Raw genomic sequence first — 19,715 nt, 5'->3', positions numbered from 1 at the left:
GAGAGCCGGGGCCGGCGCGGAAGCGCGGGCCGAATGGGTACGAAGGCGCCGATGCGGGTGGTGGCACGGGCCCCGACGACGCTACGCCAGGCGGCTCCCCGGGCGCAGCGACTCCGGTCCCGACGCTGCCGGGGGCTGCTCGCGGGCGCCGGACGCCCCATCGCACCGTCGAATGGCGGAAGCTGTCAGGTGTGAGCTCCCGCGTCCCGGACCGTCGCGTCCCCGCCGCCGCGTATCGCGTACGCGTCGCCCATCCCGTCGGCGTCACGTATCCCGTCGGCGTCGCCCAGGGGAGTGAGCGGCGCGGCGGCGTCCGCTTCGCTCCCGTCGGCGTCGCGCCCGTCGTGCCCCGGGCCCGCCACGCCGTCCCAGCGCGCCCGTCGCATGTCCAGGCGGGGCACATGGTCCTCCGCGCTCCTGGCGGCCTCCCGCAGCGGAGTGCCCTCCACTCGGTAGTGGTCGAGCGCGCTCAGCTCGTGGCCGGGCAGCAGCACCCCGTCGGCGCGCACCACGCGCCACCACGGCACCGCGCCCCCGTACAGCGCCATGACGCGGCCGACCTGGCGCGGTCCCCCCTCGCCGAGCCACTCCGCCACATCTCCGTAGGTCATGACCCGGCCCGGCGGGATACGCTCGGCGACGTCCAGGACCCGCTCCGCGTACTCCGGCAGTTCCGGCACCTCATCGCTCATCCGGCCCATCCTGCACCATGGCACCGACAGCGGGCAGGCACCCTGATGGCCCCCACTGTCAGTGCGACATGCCACCATCATCCGGGCGGTGACTGGTGATACGAGATCAAGAAGAGACCGAGACGGCGAAGGAGCGGGGCGTGCAGCCTGCGGCAGCGGCGAGCACCTCCGGTTCCGAGTCGCGCCCGGAAGCGGACACCGCCCCGGAGAAGGACACCGAGGACACCGCGAAGGACAGTGCTGAAGACGCTGCTCACGACCACCCTGCCGAGGGCACCGTTGCGGACGGCGACGCAGACACCTCCGCCTCCACCGAACGTGTCTCCGGCGACGAGCCCCTTCTCCCCGCCCGGGTGCACCGTCCCTCCGACCTGACGCGGCTGCTCGCCGGAATTCTGGCGGTCGTCGTCGTACTCGGCGTCGCCGCCTTCGCGCACGGCACCACGACCGGCCTCGAGTCGGACATCTCCAAGGGCACCGGTCAGGCCCCGGACGTGCTGGTCAAGCTCGCCGGTCTGGTCTCCAGCATCGCCGTGCTGCTCGTTCCGGTCGCCTTCGCGATCGAGCGGCTGATCAAGCGGGACGGTCTGCGGATCGCGGACGGCGTCCTCGCGGCCGTGCTCGCCCACGGCGTGACCCTCGCCACCGACCTCTGGGTCGCCGAGGCCGCGCCGAGCCAGATCCAGGACGCGCTGACCCAGCCGCAGACGGGCGGCGGACTCACCGACCCCGTCCACGGCTATCTCGCCCCGGTCATCGCCTATATGACGGCCGTCGGCATGGCCCGCCGCCCGCGCTGGCGCGTGGCGCTGTGGGGCGTGCTGCTCCTCGACGCCTTCGCGATGCTCGTCGCGGGCTACACGACTCCGTTCTCGATCATCCTCACCGTGCTGATCGGCTGGACGGTCGCGTACGGCACGCTGTACGCCGTCGGCTCACCGAACGTGCGTCCGACCGGCCAGACCCTGCTGGCGGGCCTGCGCCATGTCGGTTTCCGCCCGGTGACGGCGATGCGGGCGGAGGACGTGCCCGAGTCGGCCGACCACGGGGACCGCGGCCGCCGCTACCTCGTGACCCTGGAGGACGGCCCTCCGCTCGATGTCACCGTCGTCGACCGCGAGCAGCAGGCGCAGGGCTACTTCTACCGGGTCTGGCGCCGGCTCACGCTGCGCGCGATCACCACCCGGCGCTCCATCCAGTCGCTGCGCCAGGCCCTGGAGCAGGAGGCGCTGCTCGCGTACGCCGCGATCGCCGCCGGGGCCAACGCGCCGAAGCTGATCGCCACGTCGGAGCTCGGCCCGGACGCCGTGATGCTGGTCTACGAGCACCTCGGCGGCCACTCGCTGGACTCGCTGCCCGACGAGGAGATCACGGACGACGTGGTGCTCGGCGCGTTCCGGCAGGTGCGGGCGCTGCAGTCGCGGCGTATCGCGCACCGCAGGCTCACGGGCGACGCGATCCTGGTGGATCGTTCCGGCAAGGTGGTGCTGACCGATCTGCGCGGCGGGGAGATCGCGGCCGGTGACGTGGTCCTCCGGATGGACATCGCACAACTGCTGACCACGTTCGGACTGCGGGTCGGGGCCGAGCGTGCGGTCGCGGCGGCGGTCGAGGTACTGGGCCCGGACGCGGTCGCGGACTGCCTGCCGCTGCTCCAGCCCATCGCGCTCAGCCGCTCCACGCGCGCGACGCTGCGGCGGCTCGCCCGGGAGCGTTCGCAGCGCGAGCGCGACACGGTGCTGTCCGCGGCCGAGGAGGCCCGGCAGGCCAGGGCCCAGGAGCCGGTGGCCGACGGGGTTGCCGACCAGGGCCGGAAGGCGGCCCGGAAGTCGCAGCGCGCGGAGAAGCAGGCCGAGAAACGGGCGCTGGACGAAGCGCTGGACGAGGCCCGCGAGGAGGATCTGCTCGCCCAGATCCGCCGGCAGGTGCTGCTCATCAGGCCGCAGGCGCCGGTGGAGCCGGTGCGGCTGGAGCGGATCAAGCCGCGCACCCTGGTCAGTCTGATCGCCGGGGCCTTCGCCGCGTACTTCCTGCTCTCCCAGCTCACCAGGACCGACCTCACCGTCGTCAGCCAGGCGCACTGGGGCTGGGTGGCGGCCGCGGTCCTCTTCTCGGCGATCAGCTACGTCGCGGCGGCGATGAGCCTGCTCGGCTTCGTGCCGGAGCGGGTCTCCTTCCTTCGGACGGTCGTGGCACAGATCGCGAGCTCGTTCGTGAAGATCGTCGCCCCGGCGGCGGTCGGCGGTGTCGCCCTCAACACCCGCTTCCTCCAGCGCTCCGGCGTACGCCCCGGGCTCGCGGTGGCGAGCGTCGGCGCCTCGCAGCTCTTCGGGCTCGGCGCGCACATCCTGCTGCTGCTCTCCTTCGGCTATCTGACGGGCACGGAGAAGACGTCGTCGCTGACCCCGTCGAGGACGGTCATCGCGGGTCTGCTGACCGTGGCCGTGCTGGTGCTGGTGGTGACCGCGATCCCGTTCCTGCGGAAGTTCGTGGCGACCCGGCTGCGGTCGCTGTTCGCGGGTGTCGTGCCGCGCATGCTGGACGTGCTGCAGCGGCCGGTGAAGCTGCTCACGGGCATCGGCGGGATGCTGCTCCTGAGCGGCACCTTCGTGATGTGCCTGGACGCCTCGATCCGGGCCTTCGACAACGGCAACCAGCAGCTCAGCTACGCCAGCATCGCCGTCGTCTTCCTCGCCGGCAGCGCCCTGGGGTCGGCGGCGCCGACCCCGGGCGGTGTGGGCGCGGTCGAGGGCGCTCTGACGCTCGGCCTGATCGCCGTCGGTCTGCCGGCGGAGATCGCGGCGCCGGCGGTGCTGCTGTACCGGCTGCTGACGCTGTGGCTGCCGGTCCTGCCGGGGTGGGTGTGCTTCAACCAGCTCACGCGGAAGGGCGCGCTCTAAGGACACGGCCCGGGCGGAAGGGCTCGCTCGCGGCTTCGCGGCGTCGGGGCGCCGCGGCTTCGGTCGGGGGCGTCACGGGTGGCACGGGTGGCACGGACAGGGGTCCGCCCGGCCCCGTGCACCCGCGCGGCCCGCCCACGCACCGTCGGGAGGCGGACCGCCCCCGCACCGCGCAGGATGGGCTCATGCCCACCTCCTCGCCCGCGCCGACCGACTCCCCCGGTCCGGACACCCCGGATGCACCGGACGCACCGGACGCACCGGACGCACCGGACGCACCGGACGCACGGCGCGCGGCCGCCGCCCGGCGGGCCGGTACCGTACTCGCCGCCGCGGCCGCCGCCGCGGTCCTGGTCACGGCCGGCTGCTCGGGCTCCGACGCGGGCGAAGGGCAGCAGGAGCGCGACTTCACCGCCCAGAAGCTGGACTGGCGGCCGTGCCCGCCCCCCTCGGAGGCGGAGGGCGGGGGTCCCGCGCCCTCGCCACTGCCCGGCGGGACGACGTGGGAGTGCTCCTTCATGGAGGTCCCGCGCGACTACGCCGACCCGGACGGGGAGACGATCGAATTGGCGCTGATCCGTGGAAAGGCCCGCGACCAGGCCAATCGCATCGGCTCCCTCATCTTCAACTTCGGCGGACCCGGCGGCTCCGGGGTCAGCACGCTCCCCGCCGCGGCCAAGGACTACGAGAAGCTGCGCGAACGCTACGACCTCGTGAGCTTCGACCCGCGCGGCGTGGGCCGCAGCCAGGCCGTCGAGTGCGCCGACAACCAGCAGCTGGACGAGTACTACGCGCAGGACGCCACGCCCGACGACGCCGCGGAGGAGAAGGCGTACGTGGACCGGCTCCGCAGCTACGCCTCGGGCTGCGAGGAGCACTCCGGCGCGGACCTGCCGTACGTCGGCACGACGAACGCCGCCCGCGACATGGACCTGATGCGGCAGGTGCTCGGCGACGACAAGCTCCACTACGTGGGCTTCTCGTACGGCACCGAACTCGGCGGCGTCTACGCGCACCTGTTCCCCGAGAAGGTCGGCCGGGCCGTCTTCGACGCCGTCGTCGACCCGAACAGCGACTCCGTGCAGGGCTCGCTCGGCCAGGCCAAGGGCTTCCAGCTGGCGTTCGACAACTTCGCGGCGGACTGCGTCGCGCGCGGTGACGAGTGCCAGCTGCCGGGCAGCACGCCCGAGGAGATCCAGCAGTTCGTCCTCGATCTGCTCGCGCGGCTCGAGAAGAAGCCGATCCCGGCCACCGGCGACCGCAAGCTCACCCAGACGCAGGCCACGAACGGCATCGCGGAGGCCCTCTACTCCAAGGAGACCTGGCCGTATCTGGAGCAGGGGCTCGACGAGGCCGACGGCGGCAACGGCGCACTGCTGCTCGCGCTCTCGGACGCGTTGAACGGAAGGAACAGGGACGGCGACTACAGCAACATCCAGTCCGCCAACGCCGCCGTCAACTGCGTCGACTACAAGGAGCGGTACTCGCTGGCGCAGACGAAGGCCAGGCTCCCCGAATTCCGCAAGGCGTCACCCCTCTTCGGCGAGTACCTCGGCTGGGGCCTGATGGGCTGCTCGGAGTGGCCGGTGCCCGGGAAGTGGGAGCACCCCGACGTCTCGGCGCCGGGGGCGCCCCCGATCCTCGTCATCGGCAACACCGGTGACCCCGCCACGCCGTACGCGGGTGCCAAGGCGATGGCGGAGGCGCTGGGCCAGGGCGTCGGCGTCGAGATGACGTACCGCGGCGAGGGGCACGGGGCGTACGGCAGCGGCAGCGCCTGTGTGCAGAAGAACGTGGACGGCTACCTCCTCGAAGGCCGGGTGCCGCCCGCCGGGACCGTCTGCGAGTGACGCCCGGCGCCGGCTCCGCACCGCTCGGACGGTCACTGTCAGTGGTGGCTCCTAGGATGTTCTCGCATCGGTCGGATGATGTGCCGAGCGATCTTTCGGTGATCTGTCGGGGGGGCTGGAATGACGGTGCGAGGGAACAGGACGTCGGCGGCGGTCGTCGCGCTGGCGCTGGCGGCGACGGCCGTGCTCACGGGGTGCGATGTGGGCATGGGCACGGGCACGGCTGCCGGAGGGGGCACACGGGCGGCGCCGCCTCCGGTGCGCGAGGGCGACGCGGCACAGCACCTGCCCGGCGCGCTGCTGGAGCAGCGGCCCGACTGGCAGCCCTGCGAGGGCGGCGGCTGGACCTGTGCGGAGGTGAAGGTCCCGCTCGACTACGAGGCCCCCGACGGCGCGACGCTGTCCCTCGCGCTGATCCGGCGCCCGGCGCGGGACCAGGACAGACGCCTGGGCTCCCTGCTCTTCAACTTCGGCGGACCCGGCGGCTCGGGCGTCGACGGCCTGCCGGGCTTCGCCCCGGAGTACGAGAAGCTCAACTCGCGCTACGACCTGGTGAGTTTCGACCCCCGCGGGGTTGCGCGGAGCTCGGGCGTGGTGTGCCGGAGCGACCGGGAGCAGGAAGTGGCGGCGAGCCGTGTCGACCTCACCCCCGACACCCCCGCCGAGGAGGCGGTCTACTTCGAGGACGCCGAGAGCTTCGGGGCGGGCTGCGCCGCGCGCTCGGGCCCGGTCCTGGCTCATGTGGGCACATCGGACGCGGCCCGGGACATGGATCTCATCCGCCATGTGCTGGGCGACCGCAAGCTCAACTACTTCGGCATCTCCTACGGCACGGAGCTCGGCGGCACCTACGCCCACCTCTTTCCCCGGAACGTGGGACGGACGGTGCTGGACGCCGTCGTCGACCCGACGGCCGATGCCATAGGCCACGCCCGCAATCAGACCACCGGCTTCCAACGGGCCCTGGACAACTACCTGACGAGCAGGGGCGAGGAGCCGGCGGCGGGTTCGCAGCGGATAGTCGGGTTGCTGGAGCGGATCGACGCGCGGCCACTGCCCGCCGGCGACGGCCGCCGGCTCACCGAGAGCCTCGCCCTCACCGGCATCGCCATGTCGCTCTACTCCACGGGCCTGTGGGACGAACTCACCGAGGGCCTGGCGGAGGCCGAGCAGCGCGGCCGTGGCACGAAGCTGCTCGCGCTCGCCGACATGTACAACGACCGTGACCAGAAAGGCCGTTACGACACACAGAGCCACTCCCAGCGGGCGATCTCCTGCGTCGACGACCGGCAGCGGCCGACGCCCGCGCAGGCGAAGGCGCTGCTGCCGGAGTTCCGGCGAATATCCCCGGTGTTCGGCGAGTTCCTGGCGTGGGACACCGCGGGCTGGTGCGCGAAGTGGCCGGTGCCGGGCGAGCGGGTGACACCGGAGGCGAGTGCGAAGGGGGCGGATCCTATCCTGGTCGTCGGCACGACGGGCGACCCGGCGACACCGTACGAGGGCGCCCGGCGCATGGCGGACGAGCTGGGCGAGGGCGTCGGTGTGCTGCTCACCAACAAGGGCGAGGGGCACGGCGGTTACAGCCCGCACAACCGGTGCGTGACGGAGCTCGTGGACAGCTATCTGCTGGATGGCAAGGTGCCGGAGGACGGCAGCACCTGTGGTTAGTACGCGGAAGGGACCGGCCCTTTCGGGTCCGGTCCCTTCCCCTCAGCCAGAGTGACGGGTCAGCCAGGGTGACGGGCTCGGGTTCGGCCCGGGTCTAGTAGACCGGCTTGTCCGGCTCGATCTGGTTGACCCAGCCGATCACGCCACCGCCGACGTGCACCGCGTCCGCGAAGCCCGCGGACTTGAGCACCGCGAGGACTTCCGCACTGCGGACACCCGTCTTGCAGTGCAGGACGATCTTCTTGTCCTGCGGCAGGTCCTGGAGGGCGTTGCCCATCAGGAACTCGTTCTTCGGGATCAGCCGCGCGCCGGGGATGGAGACGATCTCGTACTCGTTCGGCTCACGGACGTCGATGATGTCGATGTTCTCGCCGTCGTCGATCCACTCCTTGAGCTGCTTGGGAGTGATCGTCGAGCCGAGCGCCGCCTCCTGGGCCTCCTCGGACACGACGCCGCAGAACGCCTCGTAGTCGATGAGCTCGGTGACGGTCGGGTTCTCGCCGCAGACCGCGCAGTTCGGGTCCTTGCGGACCTTGACCTGGCGGTACTGCATCTCCAGGGCGTCGTAGATCATCAGTCGGCCGACCAGCGGCTCGCCGATGCCGGCGAGCAGCTTGATGGCCTCGTTGACCTGGATGGAGCCGATGGACGCGCAGAGCACGCCCAGCACGCCGCCCTCGGCGCAGGAGGGCACCATGCCCGGCGGCGGGGGCTCCGGGTAGAGGCAGCGGTAGCAGGGACCGTGCTCGGACCAGAAGACGGAGGCCTGACCGTCGAAGCGGTAGATCGAACCCCACACGTACGGCTTGTTCAGCAGCACGCAGGCGTCGTTCACCAGGTAGCGGGTGGCGAAGTTGTCCGTGCCGTCGACGATCAGGTCGTACTGGCTGAAGATGTCCATCACGTTCTCGGCCTCGAGCCGCTCTTCGTGAAGGACCACGTTGACGTACGGGTTGATGCCCTTGACGCTGTCGCGTGCGGACTCGGCCTTGGAGCGGCCGATGTCCGCCTGGCTGTGGATGATCTGGCGCTGCAGGTTCGACTCGTCGACCTCGTCGAACTCCACGATGCCGAGGGTGCCGACGCCGGCCGCGGCCAGGTACATCAGGGCCGGCGAGCCGAGGCCACCGGCGCCCACACAGAGCACCTTGGCGTTCTTCAGCCGCTTCTGCCCGTCCATCCCGACATCCGGGATGATCAGGTGGCGGGAGTACCTGCGGACCTCGTCTACGGTGAGCTCGGCAGCCGGCTCGACCAGGGGTGGCAGCGACACGGGGACTCCGTTGGTCGTTACGTCAGTACGGTTGTTCTGGCGTCAACACTGCCACGCGCCTCCTCATTCCGAGACACCCGGTCCAATCCGCGAGACGATTTCGTCCCAGTAGCCGGGCAAGGAGTCAAATGCTCCGTTTTGCCCCGCCCCCCTGGCGACCCGGTCGGTGAAGAAGATCGTGCCGGCGCCCTGCCAGCGGGCGATCCGCATGGCCTCGTCCAGATGCGTCCGCGGCACACCGTGCACGAAATGGGCGAAGTGCTCGGGCGGATAGTCCGCCGTCCACTCGGCCACCTGCGACCAGCGGTAGTCGGCCCAGGCGCCGGAGAAAGTAACCAGTTGGTCGGCCACTTCCGCATAGCCCGGATACGGGTGGGCACCGTGGCCCAGGACCACATGGCCGTCGTCGAGGATGGCCTCCAGCGTGGCGGTCACCCGCCGCACCCCGGCCAGGTCCGCGCGCTCGACCGGGCAGTGGTCGAGGAGGAAGCCACCGACCCGGTACCAGTCGAGGTAGTGGTGGGCGTCCGAGACGATCTCGCCGAAGGGACGGGCACCGTGGTCGAGGTCGAGATGGCCCAGCACCCGGATCCCGGCGTTGGCGAGCCTGCCCGCGGCCTCCAGGCAGTGCGGGTCGGGCCGGGCGCCGGGGCCGCCGTCCGCGACGTTGAGCACGGCCCAGTGCAGCGGGGTGCCCGGGCGGGTCAGCTCTGCCCACTCGGCGGGGGCGAGCAGCGGGTGGGCGTAGCCGGGGACACCGAAGCCGAGCTTCTCGGCACCGGTGGCGGAGAGAGTGGTTCTTGTGGTGGTCAGATGCGACACGCCGCCTCCATCCAGATGTCCGCGAGGGACTCCTCCAGGTTGATCCGGGGCCGCCAGCCGAGCCGGTCGCGGGCGGTGCGCACATCCGCCTGCTGCCAGCTGCCGCAGCCGTCCGGGTAGGGGTAAGGGGCAGCCCCGAGGTGTTCGGTGAGGGACTCGGGGCCGCGGGGGGCCCCGATGGGCCCGTGGCCGAGGCGGCCGGGGGGCCCGTCCAGTTCGTGGAGCGCGCCCGCGTATCCGGCGACCCTGGCGAGCACGGCGGCGGCGTCACGCAGCCGTACGGCCCGGCCGGTGCCGATGTTGACGACGCCCTGGGCGGCGGAGAGGGATGCGGCGTGGACGGCCCGCGCCACATCCCGTACGTCGACGAAGTCGCGCTGGACGCCGAGGCCGCTCAGCTTCAGCTCGCCGTCGCCGGCCTGCATGGCGCGGCGCATCGCCTCGGCGAGCCGGCCGAGCGGCGATCCGGCGGGGGTGCCGGGGCCGACGGGCGAGAAGACCCGCAGCACGACGGCGTCCAGTCCGGAGCCGAGCACCAGCTCGGTCGCGGCGAGTTTGGAGACGCCGTACGGCCCGCCGGGGCGGGGCACCGCGTCCTCGGCCGTGGACGAGCCGGGCTGCGAGGGCCCGTACTCGGAGGCGCAGCCGAGCTGGACGAGACGGGCGTCGCAGCCACTGCGGCGCAGGGCCTCGCAGACGGTGGCGACGGCCACCGTGTTGTGCCGGGTGAGGTCGCGGGCACCCCCGCGGGTCGCGCCGGCGCAGTTGATGACGACCCCGGGGTGGACGGCGTCCAGGAACCGGGTCAGGGCACCCGGGCTGCCGCCTGCGAGGTCGAAGCGTACGTCCGCGTCGTCACCGCGCCCCAGGGCGGTGAGGTGCACGGCCGGGTCGGCCAGCAGACGGTCGGCGACGAAGCGGCCGAGGAAACCGTTGGCTCCGAGCAGTAGCACCCTCATAGCGCGGCTCCTCGGGGCCGACGGGCCGGTGCTGGGTGGTGCGGCTTCATGTCGTGCGTCTCCTCAGGGGTGTTGCTCGATGTGTCGTAAGGGCGGGCCCGCGGCGTCGGCTCCGCGGGAGTGCGTGGGGGGCGGTGGGGCGTGGGGGGAGTCATGAGGTGTGGGCCGAGGCCCGGGAGAGGGCGGCGGTCGCGTGGACCAGCAGCCCCAGGGCGGCCGCGCCGCAGGCGATGGCCGGTACGGCGCCGGCGCCCCAGGCCGCGGTGGCGGTCTCGACGGGGCGGGCCAGGAAGGCGCAGCCGGGCAGGCGGCCACCGAGGAGGCCGGCCAGGGCGAGTGCCTCGACGGCCGCGGCGGCGGCGAGGCCGGCGGCGGCGGGACCGGGGAACCCGTGGGCGGTGAGCAGCCGGGCGAGGAAGAGCAGCAGCCCGACGGCGATGACGGGGGCGGGGTCCACGCTCACGACGATGCCGACCAGTGCGGTGACGGCGGTGAGGGCGGCGGCGTACAGCGCGACGGCCGCCAGCAGGAGGGGGCGCGCGCCGGCCGCGAACTCCTCCAGCCCGCGGCTGCCGCGGAGCCTGCGGCGGGCCTGTACGGAGAAGAGCTGGGCGCTCCAGAGCGCGGGGGCGACGGCGAGGGCGAGGACGAGGAGCGAGCCGGGCGCCGAGGGCCAGGGGACTTCCCATGTCTGCGCCGGGGGGTCCTCCGGGCCGCCGCGGGTGAGCTGTTCCAGCAGCCCGCCGCCGACCACGGCGTATGCGAGCAGCCAGCACACCGACAGACGTGCGGAGCCGACCGTGCGCCCCGCGGCGCGGAGCGGCCCGCGTCTGAGGCTGTACGCGAGCGCCCCCGCCAGCGCTGCTGCCGCGGCCGCGCCGACGCCGGTGCGCACCCCGCCGCTGGTGAAGTGCCAGGCCACGGCGGCGACGGCGGCGACGGCGCCCGGGAGCAGCGCGCGTAGGAGCTGTGCGCCGGGGCGCGCGCCGGGGCGTTCCTCAGCGGCGGGCGCTGGGGCCGCCTCCCCGCGGGGAACTCGCGCGTACAGCTCCTCGGCGAGCGAGAACACGTCCCGGTGCCGGAACCGCGCCGCGGTCCGGTCGGTCACGCCGTGCGCCTCAAGCCCGGCGGCGATCTCCAGCGGGTCGACGGCCCGTTCGCACAGCTCCCGGTGCCGGTGCATGAGCGCCTTCACGGGGTCGGCGGGCCCGCGCCGCGGACCGGACGGCTTCTTCCTGTCCGCCGCCCGCCCCCCGCTGCGCCGGTTCCCGGAGCGCGCCCGCTTGTCACCACCCGCCGCGATGACGGAATCACCCGCAGCCGATTCCTCGGCCTTCGGGGGCCGCTCTTCGGCGGGTGCGGTCGCGCGCGGGTGCGTGGGCGCCAGCGTGGATGGCAGCGTGGGCGGGCGTTCGGCAGGGGTTGTTTCAGGCATCGGGGGCTCCTGGGGCGGCCGTGCCGGCCAGCGGGGTGGATGCCCAGGTGGGGCCGGTGCGGTGGCCGGTCCAGTGGCCCGGGACGTGGGCCTCCGCCGGGGTGGCGAAGGGGAGGAGCTCGGCGTCGTCGCGGACCGCGAGGCGGTGGGAGTGGGAGAGGAGCTCCAGGTAAATGCCGCGAAATGCCGCGAGATTCTGCTCGACGGTGAAGAGTTCGAGCGCCCGCGCACGCGCCGCCGCACCGAGCCGTTCACGGCGCTCGGGGTCGCGCAGCAGCGCGAGGCAGGCGTCGGCGAGCGCCCGCGGGTTGCGCGGGGGCACCACGAGCCCCGTGCCGCCGATGACTTCGACGACCGCGCCGACGTCGGTGGAGACGGTCGCGCGTCCGCAGAACATCGCCTCGACGAGGCTGATGGGGAAGCCCTCGACGACGCTGGACAGGACGACGACCGCGCCCGCGGCGTACGCGTCGGCGAGTTCCGGTGCCTCGGGGCCGCCGATCTCCTCGAAGGAGACGGGGTTGTCGCCGATCGCGTGCGCGCCGTCCGCCTCGTCGGGGAAGAGCTGCGCGGCGAGTGCGCGGCAGTGGGCGAGGTACGTGGTCGAATCCGGGCCCTGCACGGGCGCGCCGAGGATCCGCAGCCGGGCGTCCGGCTCCTCCCGGCGCACTTCGGCGAAGGCGTGCAGCAGCGCGATCAGGTCCTTGGCGGGTTCGATCCGCCCGACCCAGACGAGCGTGTGCGGATCCCCGTCGACCTCGCCCTCCCCCACCGCCGTGAAGCGGTCCGACTCCATACCGGGGTAGACCGTCCGCAGCCTGGCCGGGTCGGCACCGCACTTCTCCTGCCAGCGCCGGGCGTGGGTGTTGCCGGGGGTGATGACGGACGCCTGCCGGTACACCTCGGCGGCCAGCAGTCCGTGGAACGCGGCGAGCAGGGCGCGCACCGGCGCACTGGCGACATCGCCCTCGCCGGCCGCGAGGTAGTGCGCCCGCAGTTGCACCCCGTACTCCGTGAGCAGCAGAGGCACACCGAAGAAGCGTTTGGCCAGCAGCCCCGGCAGCGCGGCCGGCCCGCCCGACGCGGCGTGGCACAGGTCGACGGCGCCCAGCGAGTCGCTCCCGTACCAGTCCAGCGACAGCGGGCGCAGCGCCCGCTCCAACTGGTCCGTGAAGGCGAGGTAGTCGGGCACGGTGGCGGTGCCCACGACCCGGCGTGCGCCGGGCGCGCGGCAGGCGGACTCCAGGGTGCGCACGGCGAGTTCGGAACGGAGCGCGGCGTACAGCCCGCCGTGCTCCCGGGCCAGCTCGGCCAGCCCGTACAGCCCGGTGGCGAACCCGCTCTCGTCCCCGCTGCCGCAGACCGCCGCGGCCAGCTCCCCGAAGTGGGCGGCGAACCGCTTCCGTTCGCGCCGCCCGTGGCCCCGGCCGTCGTCCTCCGGCGCCCAGAGGGGCGCCGTGCGCACGCGCCGCACCTGGGGCGGCAGCGCGATCCAGCCGTGGTCCTCCTGCTGGGCGCTGCGGCTGAGCCCGTAGACGTCGAATTCGTGGTGCGCGAGCCCGCGCACGAGCCGGTCGCACCAGAGTCTGGACTCACCCGTCGCATACGGATAACCACCATCCGTGAGCAGTCCGATCCGCACGAGTGTCACCCCCGATCTCCCTAGTGGCCGGCCGCCTCTGGTCCGGCGGCCGAGCGGCGGGACGACGTTATGCGGATATGCCGGTGGCGCGATGGACGGTTGTCCGTCGCGCCACCGGAAGGGGTGAATGCACGTAACTTTCCCGGCGCCGTAGCGTTCGGTCGCGCTACGAACTGTTTCCGTTACGTTCCGTCAAGCAGGGGCCAGTTCCCTGCCGGTGCCGCTGCGGGTGCTCCTGCGCGCCGCCGCGAGGCCGGGGTCCAACACGGGCACGGCCGCGAGCAGTTCCGCCGTGTACGGGTGGCGGGGCGTTCCGTACACCTCGGCGACCGTGCCCTGTTCGACGATCCGGCCGTGCCGCATGACCGCGACGCGGTCGCTGACCCGGCGCACGACCGCGAGGTCGTGCGCGATGAAGACGAGCGCGAGGCCGAGCTCCCGCTGGAGCTCCGCGAGCAGGTTCACGACCTGGGCCTGCGTCGTCACGTCGAGCGCGGAGACGGGCTCGTCGCAGACGATGAGCCGTGGCTCGGCGGCGAGCGCGCGGGCGATGCCGACGCGCCGGCGCTGCCCTCCGCTGAACTCGTGCGGATAGCGGTCGTACCGGTCCGGGTCGAGACCGACCCGTTCCAGCAGGTCCCGTACGCGCGCCCGGATCCCGGCCTCGTCGCGCCGACCCGCCGCGCGACGGCCGTCCCGGATTCCGGGACGAGAGGGAAAACGCGGCTCAACTGCCGGGAAACACCCAGGGGTTGGGGCGGCACTTGATTCCGTCGATGTCGAGCGACTTCGTCTGCTGCTGCATCACCGGAGCGAGGGCGCCGGGCGTCCTGCACGTCACATGGCTGTGGCCGAGACGATGCCCGATCTCGTGGTTGATGAGCATCTGACGGTAGGTGAGCATCGCCTTGGCGCCGTACGTCTCCGAGCCCTGCGCCCAGCGGAACGCGTTGATCATCACGCGGTCGGTGGAGGCCGAGTCGCAGGAGACGTTGTCGACGGTGGTGTCGAGGCCGGACTTGGCGCACCAGGTCGCCGTGGTCCCCGGGCTCGCCAGCGTGATGACGAACTCCGGCTCGCCGGACGAGATCCGCTCGAAGGTCATGGCGCCGGCGTGGGCCCAGCTCCGGTCGTCGTTCAGGGTCTTCTGGACGGCCTCCGCAAACAGCTTGCCGTCCAGGCCGAGATCCTTCTCGACATCGACCCGGTAGCGGATCTTCCGCCCCTTGCCCGGGGCCTTGTCGAAGCCCGGCACGGCCTCGAACTTCCCGGAGCCGCGCAGCTCCGGGTCGAGCGGGAACTGCCGGCTCATCAGCTGCGCGTACGTGGGCGGCGCAGCCGGGGCGGCCGGCGCCTGCGGCGGGGCGGGCCGCAGCTCGGAGCGCGAGGTGTCGTCCTCTGCGCCGCGCTCGGTCCCGTCGGCGGTCTGGGTGGCGATGGTGTCGGGGCCCGCACCGGTGACCTGTCCCGCGACGACGACGGCGAGCACGGTGGTGACGGCGGCGGCGGCGATCCCGGTGAACGTGCGGCCCCTGGGCGGTTTGGCCGGTGCGGCGGGGTCGTCGGACGGCTCAGACAGCTCGGACGGCCCGGCATCCGTGCCCGTCGTCTGCGTCCGCGTCTGCATCCGCGGCTGCTGTGCGCCCTGCGCCCGCTGTCCCTCGGGGGCGTCGAACGCCTCCACGAACTCGCGCCGCGGGCCCGGGATCCGGGCCCCGGCGCCGGCCGGCGGACCCGGCCGCGCCGACCCGGACGAGGGCACGACCGGGATCTGGCCCGTCGTGGCCGTGGTCTGGCCGCGGGGGGCGCCGTACCCCGGCCTGCCCCAGCCTCCGCCCGGCTCGTGCTGCTCGGGGTGGCCGCCGCGCACCTGCGGAACGCCATGGGCGGGGGTGCCGTACGCCGGAGTCCCGTACGGGGGCGCGCCGTAGGCCGGTGTGCCGTGCGGCGGTGTCCCGTAGCCCTCCGCGCCCGTGTGCTGCTCGGCGTCGGCGGGCCGCCTGCGCCGGCCGCCGCCCGCGGGCGCGTTCACGGTCGTGGTCGTAGTGGCGTTGCTGTGGTCGGCGGCCTTGGGTGCGGGGCCTTTGCGGCTGTGTCGTCCCACGCCCCGGATCAGCTCCTACCGCTGTCGTCGTCGAGTAGTTCCCGTACGGCCTGGGCGACCGTCTCGGGATACTCCATCATGGCGACGTGCCCCGCGTCCGGCAGGGTCAGAAGTCTTGAGTCCCGGAACGCCTGTGCGGCTCTGCGCGCCATCCGGTACGAGACGAGCTGGTCCCGGCAGCCGTACACCAGCAGGGTCGGCGCGAGGACGCGCTCCGCCTGCCGCCACAGCCCGTGCTGCCCGCCCAGCGTGTAGGCGTCGACGATCCCACGGGAGGTGCGGGCCATCGCGTCCCAGAAGTACGGGAGCTCCAGCCGGCGCTCCATCTCCTCGACGGCGTCGCGGAATCCCTCCTCGGAGACCATGCCGGGGTCTCCGTAGCAGAGCGCCACCACGCCACGGACCCGCATCTCCGCCGTCCAGTCCTTCGTCATACGGCTGAACAGCCGGGCGACCCCCGGCACCCCCAGCAGCGCCGTCGGCAGGACGGAGCGCTGGACGCGCAGCTCGGGCAGGGCGGGCGAGATCAGGGTGAGCGTGCGCACCAGATCGGGGCGGACCGCCGCCACGCGCGTGCAGACGGCGCCGCCGAGCGAGTTCCCGACGAGATGGACGGGGGCGCGGCCGCCGGCGTCGAGCATCCTGATGACGGCCCGGGCGTGTCCCGTGATCGAGTAGTTGCCGTCGTCGGGCGGCGGGGAGTCCCCGAAGCCGGGCAGGTCGACGGCTTCCCCGTCGATCCGGTCCTCGAGGAGCCGCATCACCGCGGTCCAGTTCTGCGAGGAACCGCCGAGGCCGTGGACGAACAGCGCGGGAGGCAGTCCGGTGGTGGCAGGGAGCCGGGCGCGCACGGTCAGCGTCAACCCCGGCAGCGTGACGGAGCGCAGTTCCTCGCCCGCCGCGACCCGTACGGCACGGGCCCGCGGAGCCGGGGCGGCGGTGCGGGTTTCCGGCAGCTCGGTCGAAGACATGGGGGCAATGTTACGAGACGATCACGCGGTGAAACCTGTGTTCGCCGTCACACACCGCACAGCACACCGCATGGCTTACGGGACGGCTCACGCATAGCGTCCGGGAGGCGGAACTCCTACGCTCTTAGGACAAGGGCACTCGCCCCGGCCCCTGCTGCACGGACGCAGAGCAACAGGAAAGGGATCCCGATGGCTGTCGATCCGACGGACCCGGAAACCTTCGCAGAGGACGATCAGGGCCAGGCAACCGCTGTCGACGAACTCGACGAACTGAACGACCTCGACGAGGAAGTTCCCCAGGCCGACGCCGCCGAGCAGCACAGAGAGCTGCAGCAGGAGAAGGATGAACGCCCGACGGGCATCGACACGGGCGCCGCGAACGAGGCGGACGCCGCGGAGCAGGCGCGGGTCGTCGCGCTCGACGAGGACGACTACCGCTGATCGCCGGTTTCGGAGGCGGCCCCGGCTACCGCCCGCGTCCGGTACGTGAAATTCTGCGCTCGCACCGCGCACACCATGGTTACCCAAAAGTACGATGGCGGACGCGGCGGAAAGCTGTGGCACAGGACACTGTGCCGGTGACATCGAACGTGGGAGGCGGCGTGACAGCCATCGAGCAGACAGAGGCGGCGCGCCCGCGAGGCACGCGCCTGCCGCGCCGTGCCCGACGCAACCAGCTGCTGGGCGCGGCCCAGGAAGTATTCGTCGCCCAGGGCTACCACTCCGCGGCGATGGACGACATCGCGGAGCGGGCCGGCGTCAGCAAGCCGGTGCTGTACCAGCACTTCCCCGGGAAGCTGGAGCTCTATCTGGCCCTGCTCGACCAGCACTGCGAGTCGCTGCTCCAGGCGGTCCGGAGCGCGCTGGCGTCGACGTCGGACAACAAGCTGCGGGTCGCGGCGACGATGGACGCGTACTTCGCGTACGTGGAGGACGAGGGCGGCGCGTTCCGGCTCGTCTTCGAGTCCGACCTGACGAACGAGCCCGCGGTGCGCGAGCGCGTCGAGCGGGTCGCCCTGCAGTGCGCGGAGGCGATCTCGGACGTCATCGCCGAGGACACCGCGCTGTCCAAGGACGAGTCCATGCTGCTCGCGGTCGGCCTGGGCGGGGTGGCCCAGGTCGTGGCCCGCTACTGGCTGTCCAGCGAGTCCGGGATCCCGCGCGACAACGCGGTGCAGCTCCTCACGTCGCTGGCGTGGCGGGGCATCGCCGGCTTCCCGCTGCACTCGACCGAGGGCCACGCCGACGACCACTGACGGGGCGCGACGCCCTTCCGCGAGCCTGTTCCCTGCGGCCGTTCGCTGCGGCTGTTCGCTGCGGGCGTGCACGGCCGGGCCGACCGGCCTCCCCTCACCGGGCTAATGTGTGCTGCGTACGGCGCGGCTGACCGCGCATCGCTGACCGTTCGGAGGGACATAGCCGTGGAGGTCAAGATCGGCGTGCAGCACGCGCCCCGGGAGATTGTTCTGGAGAGCGGCCAGACCGCCGAGGAGGTCGAGCAGGCCGTGGCCGACGCGCTCGCCGGTAAGGCGCAGCTGCTCAGCCTGACGGACGACAAGGGCCGCAAGGTGCTGGTACCGGCCGACCGGGTCGCGTACGTCGAAATCGGCGAGCCGGCCACGCGCCGCGTCGGCTTCGGCGCGGTGTAGGACCTGGACTGCGGGACCGGGCTTCACGTACCTGGAGACCCCTTCTTCACGCGAAGGGCCCGGCGGAATCACTTCCGCCGGGCCCTTCGCGTACCCGCCCGGACCTCCGGCGCCCCGCCGCCCGCCGGCCGGGCGCCGGGGAGGGTTGCGTTCGGGCAGGTCCGGGTAGGACGGGCTACGACCCGATATGCCCGCACGGCGTCCATGAGGTGATCCGTGGTGATCCTGGAAGCGCTCGGCTCCGCCCTGCTCGGAATCGCTCTCTCCTGGGCAGCCGTACGACGGCTTCCGGACCGGCTTCCGGCGCCCCGTGTGGTCTACGGGACGGGGACGCTCGGCGCGCTCTTCGGGGCGTATCTGACGCACACGGCGCTCGGCAGCGGATACGTCCTCGGCACCCTGCTGGGGGCGCTGTTCGTCGGCGGTGTCACGCTGTCGCTGCTGATCCGTCCGGAGGCCCGCCGGCTGCGGCGATCAGCCGCTGCCTGACGCGGGCCACGCACCGACGCACCACGCACCGACGCACCACGCACCGACGGATCAGGCCGCGAGACCCAGCGCGGCCATCCGCTTGGTGTGCGCCTTCGTGATCCGGGTGAACATCTCGCCCACGGCCGCCAGGTCGAAGCCGTCGGCGACCCCGCCCACGAGCATCGTCGACAGGGCGTCCCGCTCCGCGACGACCCGCTGCGCCTGCGACAGCGCCTCGCCCATCAGCCGGCGCGCCCACAGCGCGAGCCGGCCGCCGACCCGCGGGTCGGCCTCGATCGCGGCGCGCACCTTCTCGACGGCGAAGTTGCCGTGCCCCGTGTCGTCCAGCACCGCCAGCACCAGCTGGCGGGAGTCGGAGTCCAGCCGTACCGCGACCTCGCGGTAGAAGTCGCTGGCGATCGAGTCGCCGACGTACGCCTTGACCAGGCCCTCCAGCCAGTCGGACGGGGCCGTCTGGCGGTGGAACTCGTCCAGCGCCGCGGCGAACGGCTCCATCGCCTTCGTCGGCTCGGTCTCGATCGCGGTCAGCCGGTTCCGCAACTGCTCGAAGTGGTGGAACTCGGCGGAGGCCATCTTCGCCAGCTCCGCCTTGTCCGCCAGCGTCGGCGCGAGCTTCGCGTCCTCGGCCAGCCGCTCGAAGGCCGCCAGCTCTCCGTACGCGAGCGCGCCCAGCAGATCGACGACCGCGGCGCGGTACTGGGGGTCGGCGGAGGCCGCAGCCCAGTCCTGGGCGGCGATCCCGGTGAACTCCTCCGCGGCGTCGGCCGCGGGGGTCGGCGAGGCGGCGTGAGCGTGGGCGTTGGCGTTGTCAGACGTCTCCATGAAGCGCACAATAGCCCGCCCTCCCGGCCTCGGAAGGGCCTGGTCAGCACCCGCCACGACACGACTCCCAGGAATTCGCCCGACGCACCTGCGCGATTCCGGGGTACAGTGGTATTAAGCCTGCCGAATATTTTGGCGGGCCTTATGAATGAGGATGCCCGGTCGGTGGCCCGATCGGCTCCGACCCGACAGCCCTCATGGCACATTTCGCCATACGAGGGGCCCTCAGCGGCACGAGCGCTCGAGCGACGGCAGTGGTCCCGCGCCTTCCGGCCAATCCACGGTCGGCCACCAGTACCAAAGGTGCGGTACGACCCCCAGCGTTCGCCTCGCGCCGCGTCTCACAGAAGAGGCAACACCCTGACTACGCAGATCAAGACTTTCCGAGACCTCGGGATCCTTCCCGAGACCGCCGAAGCCCTCGAGGCCGTCGGCA

Annotated in this window: 16 protein-coding genes and 1 pseudogene; 7 read left to right on the top strand and 10 right to left on the bottom strand. The window is 72.7% G+C overall.

What is annotated here, in order from left to right:
- Positions 1-185: 185 nt before the first annotated feature.
- Positions 186-701, bottom strand: coding sequence for an MGMT family protein (locus KK483_RS23945; protein WP_262007296.1), 516 nt, complete (start codon positions 699-701; stop codon positions 186-188).
- A gap of 131 nt (positions 702-832) precedes the next feature.
- Here KK483_RS23945 and KK483_RS23940 point away from each other — a divergent pair, with 131 nt between their 5' ends.
- The 3 genes from KK483_RS23940 (at position 833) to KK483_RS23930 (ending at position 7,110) form a co-directional block, all read left to right on the top strand.
- Complete coding sequence (locus tag KK483_RS23940; RefSeq protein ID WP_262007295.1) at positions 833-3,592, top strand: lysylphosphatidylglycerol synthase transmembrane domain-containing protein; 2,760 nt, start codon at positions 833-835, stop codon at positions 3,590-3,592.
- A gap of 185 nt (positions 3,593-3,777) precedes the next feature.
- On the top strand, positions 3,778-5,442 hold the full coding sequence (locus tag KK483_RS23935; RefSeq protein WP_262007294.1) for an alpha/beta hydrolase: 1,665 nt from the start codon (positions 3,778-3,780) through the stop codon (positions 5,440-5,442).
- 120 nt (positions 5,443-5,562) lie between these two features.
- Positions 5,563-7,110, top strand: a complete 1,548-nt coding sequence (locus tag KK483_RS23930) for an alpha/beta hydrolase (RefSeq protein ID WP_262007293.1) — start codon at positions 5,563-5,565, stop codon at positions 7,108-7,110.
- A 94-nt stretch (positions 7,111-7,204) separates the two neighbouring features.
- On the opposite strand, the gene moeZ is transcribed toward KK483_RS23930, so the two are convergent.
- The 8 genes and pseudogenes from moeZ to KK483_RS23890 form a co-directional block, all read right to left on the bottom strand.
- Positions 7,205-8,383, bottom strand: coding sequence for an adenylyltransferase/sulfurtransferase MoeZ (gene moeZ / locus KK483_RS23925; RefSeq protein ID WP_262007292.1), 1,179 nt, complete (start codon positions 8,381-8,383; stop codon positions 7,205-7,207).
- A 63-nt stretch (positions 8,384-8,446) separates the two neighbouring features.
- Entirely contained in the window at positions 8,447-9,205 is a 759-nt protein-coding gene (locus KK483_RS23920; RefSeq protein WP_262007291.1) for a spherulation-specific family 4 protein, read from the bottom strand.
- Positions 9,193-10,164, bottom strand: a complete 972-nt coding sequence (locus KK483_RS23915; RefSeq protein ID WP_262007290.1) for an NAD-dependent epimerase/dehydratase family protein — start codon at positions 10,162-10,164, stop codon at positions 9,193-9,195. The genes KK483_RS23920 and KK483_RS23915 overlap by 13 nt, the downstream gene beginning before the upstream one ends.
- 151 nt (positions 10,165-10,315) lie before the next feature.
- Positions 10,316-11,599, bottom strand: coding sequence for a hypothetical protein (locus KK483_RS23910; protein ID WP_262007289.1), 1,284 nt, complete (start codon positions 11,597-11,599; stop codon positions 10,316-10,318).
- Complete coding sequence (locus tag KK483_RS23905; protein ID WP_262009665.1) at positions 11,592-13,241, bottom strand: DUF3492 domain-containing protein; 1,650 nt, start codon at positions 13,239-13,241, stop codon at positions 11,592-11,594. The genes KK483_RS23910 and KK483_RS23905 overlap by 8 nt, the downstream gene beginning before the upstream one ends.
- Positions 13,242-13,433: 192 nt before the next feature.
- Positions 13,434-13,937: pseudogene (locus tag KK483_RS23900) on the bottom strand (ATP-binding cassette domain-containing protein); the annotation flags it as partial.
- Positions 13,938-13,968: 31 nt separating this feature from the next.
- The gene (locus KK483_RS23895) at positions 13,969-15,345 is read right to left on the bottom strand and encodes a DUF3152 domain-containing protein (RefSeq protein WP_262007288.1); all 1,377 of its coding nucleotides are present in this window, start codon (positions 15,343-15,345) and stop codon (positions 13,969-13,971) included.
- Between the two features lie 8 nt (positions 15,346-15,353).
- Positions 15,354-16,316, bottom strand: a complete 963-nt coding sequence (locus KK483_RS23890; RefSeq protein WP_262007287.1) for an alpha/beta fold hydrolase — start codon at positions 16,314-16,316, stop codon at positions 15,354-15,356.
- Positions 16,317-16,505: 189 nt separating this feature from the next.
- Between KK483_RS23890 and KK483_RS23885 the strand changes: the two genes are divergently transcribed.
- The 4 genes from KK483_RS23885 to KK483_RS23870 all read left to right on the top strand — a co-directional run bounded on the left by KK483_RS23885 (position 16,506) and on the right by KK483_RS23870 (position 18,454).
- A complete protein-coding gene (locus KK483_RS23885) occupies positions 16,506-16,757 on the top strand; it encodes a hypothetical protein (protein ID WP_262007286.1) in 252 nt (83 codons plus the stop codon).
- Between the two features lie 161 nt (positions 16,758-16,918).
- Positions 16,919-17,572 (top strand): TetR/AcrR family transcriptional regulator, encoded by a 654-nt coding sequence (locus KK483_RS23880; protein ID WP_262007285.1) that lies wholly within the window; start codon positions 16,919-16,921, stop codon positions 17,570-17,572.
- Between the two features lie 165 nt (positions 17,573-17,737).
- Positions 17,738-17,965, top strand: a complete 228-nt coding sequence (locus tag KK483_RS23875) for a DUF3107 domain-containing protein (RefSeq protein WP_262007284.1) — start codon at positions 17,738-17,740, stop codon at positions 17,963-17,965.
- Positions 17,966-18,184: 219 nt separating this feature from the next.
- On the top strand, positions 18,185-18,454 hold the full coding sequence (locus KK483_RS23870) for a hypothetical protein (RefSeq protein WP_262009664.1): 270 nt from the start codon (positions 18,185-18,187) through the stop codon (positions 18,452-18,454).
- 51 nt (positions 18,455-18,505) lie between these two features.
- Here the strand turns inward: KK483_RS23870 and KK483_RS23865 are convergent, their stop codons facing one another.
- On the bottom strand, positions 18,506-19,279 hold the full coding sequence (locus KK483_RS23865) for a ferritin-like fold-containing protein (RefSeq protein WP_399014694.1): 774 nt from the start codon (positions 19,277-19,279) through the stop codon (positions 18,506-18,508).
- Positions 19,280-19,715 lie beyond the last annotated feature (436 nt).

This window comes from Streptomyces sp. FIT100, from assembly GCF_024584805.1.
Classification (GTDB): Bacteria; Actinomycetota; Actinomycetes; order Streptomycetales; family Streptomycetaceae; genus Streptomyces.
The sequence above is the reverse complement of the archived record's forward strand: the minus strand, read 5'-3'. Positions and strand labels throughout refer to the sequence as shown.